Source organism: Micromonospora sp. 15K316, from assembly GCF_004348525.1.
Lineage (GTDB): Bacteria > Actinomycetota > Actinomycetes > Mycobacteriales > Micromonosporaceae > Micromonospora.
In genome coordinates, this window is the sequence record NZ_SMKG01000338.1 from 1 (window position 1) to 4438 (window position 4438).

General features: G+C 73.1%; 4 protein-coding genes. All 4 read left to right on the forward strand.

Features of this window, described 5'->3' with window-relative positions; genetic code table 11:
- The first annotated feature begins 81 nt into the window (after positions 1 to 81).
- Complete coding sequence (locus tag E1211_RS30950; protein WP_132353601.1) at positions 82 to 1047, forward strand: glutathione S-transferase family protein; 966 nt, start codon at positions 82 to 84, stop codon at positions 1045 to 1047.
- Positions 1040 to 1774, forward strand: a complete 735-nt coding sequence (locus E1211_RS30955) for a DUF998 domain-containing protein (RefSeq protein WP_132353603.1) — start codon at positions 1040 to 1042, stop codon at positions 1772 to 1774. The genes E1211_RS30950 and E1211_RS30955 overlap by 8 nt, the downstream gene beginning before the upstream one ends.
- 204 nt (positions 1775 to 1978) lie before the next feature.
- On the forward strand, positions 1979 to 3274 hold the full coding sequence (locus tag E1211_RS30960) for a dicarboxylate/amino acid:cation symporter (RefSeq protein ID WP_207915577.1): 1296 nt from the start codon (positions 1979 to 1981) through the stop codon (positions 3272 to 3274).
- A 92-nt stretch (positions 3275 to 3366) separates the two neighbouring features.
- Positions 3367 to 4434 carry an NADH:flavin oxidoreductase/NADH oxidase gene (locus tag E1211_RS30965; RefSeq protein ID WP_132353607.1) on the forward strand — a complete coding sequence of 356 codons (1068 nt, stop codon included), beginning with the start codon at positions 3367 to 3369 and terminating at the stop codon, positions 4432 to 4434.
- Positions 4435 to 4438 lie beyond the last annotated feature (4 nt).

The following is a 4438-nucleotide window of genomic DNA, read 5'->3' on the forward strand; positions in this document are numbered from 1 at the left end:
GGGTGGGGTCGAGCGTTCACCGGGTCGCGGGGAACGCCCGGCAGCCAGGATATCGGCGGCGGGACCGGATAGGTTGACGGCATGGCGCGGGCCCAGTTCACGGCGGAAGTCGGTGCGAGCGGCGAGTTCGTCCGGCAGGCGAACCGGTTCACCGACCGGGTCACCCCGCACTCCACCTCCCCGCCCGGCGGTGGCCCCGACGAGCAGGGGCGATGGCCCCTGGAGGCCGGCCGCTACCGGCTGATCTGGTGCCGTGCCTGCCCGTGGGCGCACCGGGCCCGGATCGTCCGGAGCCTGCTCGGTCTGGAGGACGTCATCTCGCTGGGCACCGTCGATCCGATCCGCGACGAGCGGGGCTGGCGGTTCGCTCTCGACCCGGACGGGTTCGACCCGGTGCTCGGCATCGGCTTCCTCTCCGAGGCGTACCTCGCCACGGATCCGGACTACTCCGGCCGGGTGACCGTGCCCGCGCTGATTGACACGGTCACCGGGCGGGTGGTCACCAACGACTACCCGCAGCTCACCCTGGGCTTCTCCACGGAGTGGCGGCGTTTCCACGCCCCGGACGCGCCCGACCTCTACCCGGTGGAGCTGCGCCCGGAGCTGGACGCGCTGATGGCGGAGATCCACCGGGACGTGAACAACGGCGTCTACCGGTGCGGCTTCGCCACCTCGCAGGAGGCGTACGACGAGGCGTACACCGCGCTCTTCGGCCGGTTGGACGCGCTGTCCGAGCGGCTGGCCGGGCGGCGCTACCTGATGGGCGACTCGATCACGGAGGCCGACGTCCGGCTCTTCACCACGCTGGTCCGCTTCGACGTGGCCTACCACGGGCACTTCAAGTGCAACCGGCAGAAGCTCACCGAGCTGCCGGTGCTCTGGGCGTACGCCCGGGACCTGTTCGCCACGCCCGGCTTCGGCGAGACGGTGGACTTCGACCACATCAAGCGGCACTACTACGCCACTCACCGCGAGATCAACCCGACCGGGATCGTCCCGCTCGGCCCGGACACCTCCGGCTGGACCACGCCACACGGGCGTGGCTGAACCCGGCCGGCAGGGGCAGCCGCCCCCGCTTCGCGCCGCCGCCGCGCCGGCCGCCGCCGGCTGCATCCTCGCCGGCACGGCCGCCGTCACCATCGCCGTGCTCGCCGGCCCCGGCCCGGGCTTCACCGGCTACGTGAGCGAGGCCGGCATCGCCGGCAGCGGTCACGCCCTGACCTACCGGATCGGGGTGTACGCCCTGGCCGCCGGCGTGCTGCTGCTCGCCGCGGCGTTGCCGGCGCGACTGTGGATGGCCGCCGCGCTGCTCGGCGCCGGCAGCCTGAGCACGGCGCTCTCCGGCACGGTGACGTGCAGCGTGGGCTGTCCGCTGCCGCCGTTCGAGCGCGCCACGGTGGGCGACCTGGTACACGGCGGCGCGAGCATCGCGGCCACCGGCACGATCGTCCTCGCGATGGTCGCGGTCGCCCTCCACCGGGACGCCGGCCGGCGGCTGCGCGGCCTCGCCGCCGGCGCGGCGGCGGTCGCGCTCCCGCTCTGCGCGGCGGTCGGTCTGGCGATGCTGCTGGTCGGCCGCGGGAGCCTGGTGGGCGTGCTGGAGCGGGTGGTGCTCGCCGTCGCGGTGCTCTGGGGGGTGGCCACGGCGACCGTGCTCGGCTTCACGGACCCTCCGGCTCCGCCCGTCCGGACGGGTGGAGCCAGCCGAACGGGCGACGGCAAGCGGCATCCGCCCTCGTCGGAGGGGTTCGACCATCGACGGCCGCCTTCGTAAGGTTCGTCACGGCCGTTGCCCCTTCCGCCTCCGGCGTCCCGGGCGTATCGTCGACCGGCGATGACCAACATCTGGTGCCTGACCGTTCGCCTGTACGTCGATCTTCGACTGCAGGCCAGCGGTGTCTGTCCGGCGCAGCCTGCCTTCTGACGCTGCCCCCGACCGACTCACCAGACCCTTGGACACATCTTCATGCCTATTGCCCTGCGCAAGTTCCCCTTTTCCGTGCAGATCCTGCTCGGCCTCGTCCTCGGCGTGGCGCTCGGCTTCCTGGCCCGGGCCAACGACCTCGCCTGGCTGACCGAGACCCTGCACACCGTCGGCAGCCTCTTCGTCCAGCTGCTGAAGCTGGCCGTGCCGCCGCTGGTCTTCACCGCGATCGTGGTCAGCGTGGTCAGCCTGCGGGGGGTGGCGAACGCCGCCCGGCTCGCGGTCAAGACGCTGCTCTGGTTCGGCATAACCGCCCTGATCGCGGTGGGTGTCGGCATCGGCCTGGGCCTGCTCACCAACCCGGGTCGGGGCGTCACGCTGGACCTCGCCGGCGCCACCGAGCCGAAGAAGACCGGCTCCTGGACGGATTTCCTCACCGGCATCGTGCCGACCAACCCGGTCGGGGCCTTCGTCGAGGGCAACGTGCTCCAGATCGTCTTCCTGGCGCTCGTCGTCGGCGCCGCCGCGATGCTGATCGGTGAGAAGGCCGAGCCGTTCGTGACGCTCAACCGCTCCCTGCTGGAGATCATCCAGAAGGCGCTCTGGTGGGTGATCCGGCTCGCCCCGATCGGCACGCTCGGCCTGATCGGCAACGCCGTCGCCTCGTACGGCTGGGACCTGCTGGCCCCGCTGGCCAAGTTCACCACCGCGGTCTACGTCGGCTGCGCGATCGTGCTGCTGGTGGTCTACCCGCTGGTGCTGCTGGGCGCCGGCCGGCTCAACCCGCTGCGCTTCTACGCCGGCGCCTGGCCCGCCATCGAACTGGGCTTCGTGTCGCGCTCCTCGGTCGGCACCATGCCGGTCACCCAGAAGGCCGTCGAGCGACTCGGTGTGCCCCGCGAGTACGCCTCGTTCGCGGTGCCGTTCGGCGCGACCACCAAGATGGACGGCTGCGCGGCGATCTACCCGGCGCTCGCCGCGATCTTCGTGGCCCAGGTGTTCGGCGTCCACCTCGGGGTGGGTGACTACCTGCTGATCGCGTTCGTCTCGGTGATCGGTTCGGCCGCCACCGCCGGTCTGACCGGTGCGACCGTGATGCTGACCCTGACCCTCAGCACGCTCGGCCTGCCGCTGGCCGGCGCCGGGCTGCTGCTGGCCATCGACCCGATCCTGGACATGATGCGTACCGCCACGAACGTGGCCGGTCAGGCCCTCGTGCCGACTGTCGTCGCGGCTCGTGAGGGCACCCTCGACCGGACCGCGTACGACTCGGCCGGCCGGCGTGAGCTCGTCGACGCGGAGCCGGCGGGGAGCGGCCGCACGGAGGGGCTGGCACCGGTACCGGCCTGATCCGTCGCCGTGGCCGGTCACGGATCAGGCGAGACCTGAATCGGAGGAGGGCCCCTCGGGGGTCCTCCTCCGCCTGTTCGAGAGGATGTGGCATGAGCAAACTGTTCGCGCCGCTCGCCCTGCGCGCGGTCACTCTCCCGAACCGCATCGCGATGGCGCCGATGTGCCAGTACACGGCCGGCCCGGACGGCCTGCCCACCGACTGGCACCTGGTGCACCTGGGCGCCCGCGCGACCGGCGGGGTCGGCCTGGTGCTCAGCGAGGCGACAGCGGTCCTGCCCGAGGGGCGGATCAGCCCGCAGGACACCGGCATCTGGTCCGGTCCGCATGTGGACGCCTGGCGTCCGATCACCGCCTTCCTGACGGCGCACGGGGCGGTACCGGCCATGCAGCTCGCGCACGCCGGGTTCAAGGCCTCCACCTACCGGCCATGGGCCGCCGAGCGGGGTGGGGTGCCGGACGCCGAGGGCGGTTGGACGCCGACGGCGCCGGGCACCACCCCCTTCGCGCCGGGCTACCGGACGCCGGTCGCGCTGGACGCGGCGGGTGTCGCCGCGGTGGTCGAGGCGTTCGCGGCCGGCGCCACCCGTGCTCTGGACGCCGGCTTCGCCGCCGTGGAGATCCACGCGGCGCACGGCTACCTGCTGCACGAGTTCCTCTCCCCGCTGACCAACCACCGCACCGACGAGTACGGCGGTGACCGGGCGGGCCGGATGCGGCTCACCCTGGAGGTCGCCCGGGCGGTACGCGCCGCGGTGGGCGAACGGGTCCCGGTCCTGGTCCGGATCTCCGCCACCGACTGGGTGGAGGGCGGCTGGACGGTGGACGACAGCGTGGTGCTCGCCGCCGAACTGGCCGGCGCCGGGGTGGACCTGGTCGACACCTCCTCGGGCGGCGTCAGCCCCGCCCAACGGATTCCGCTCGCCGCGGGCTACCAGGTGCCGGCGGCCGCGCGGATCCGCCGCGAGGCCGGCGTACCGACCGGCGCGGTCGGTCTGATCGTCGAGCCGGAGCACGCCGAGCAGATCGTCGCCGACGGCGAGGCCGACCTGGTGCTGCTCGGCCGGGAACTGCTGCGCGACCCGTACTGGCCGCTGCGCGCCGCCGCCAAGCTGGGCGCCACCCCCACCTGGCCCAACCAATACCTCCGCGCCGCCTAAACCC

Bases quoted from the DNA above. Each gene is read 5' to 3' on its own strand.
- E1211_RS30965 (WP_132353607.1), top strand. From the start codon at position 3,367: ATGAGCAAACTGTTCGCGCCGCTCGCCCTGCGCGCGGTCACTCTCCCG.
- E1211_RS30950 (WP_132353601.1), top strand. From the start codon at position 82: ATGGCGCGGGCCCAGTTCACGGCGGAAGTCGGTGCGAGCGGCGAGTTC.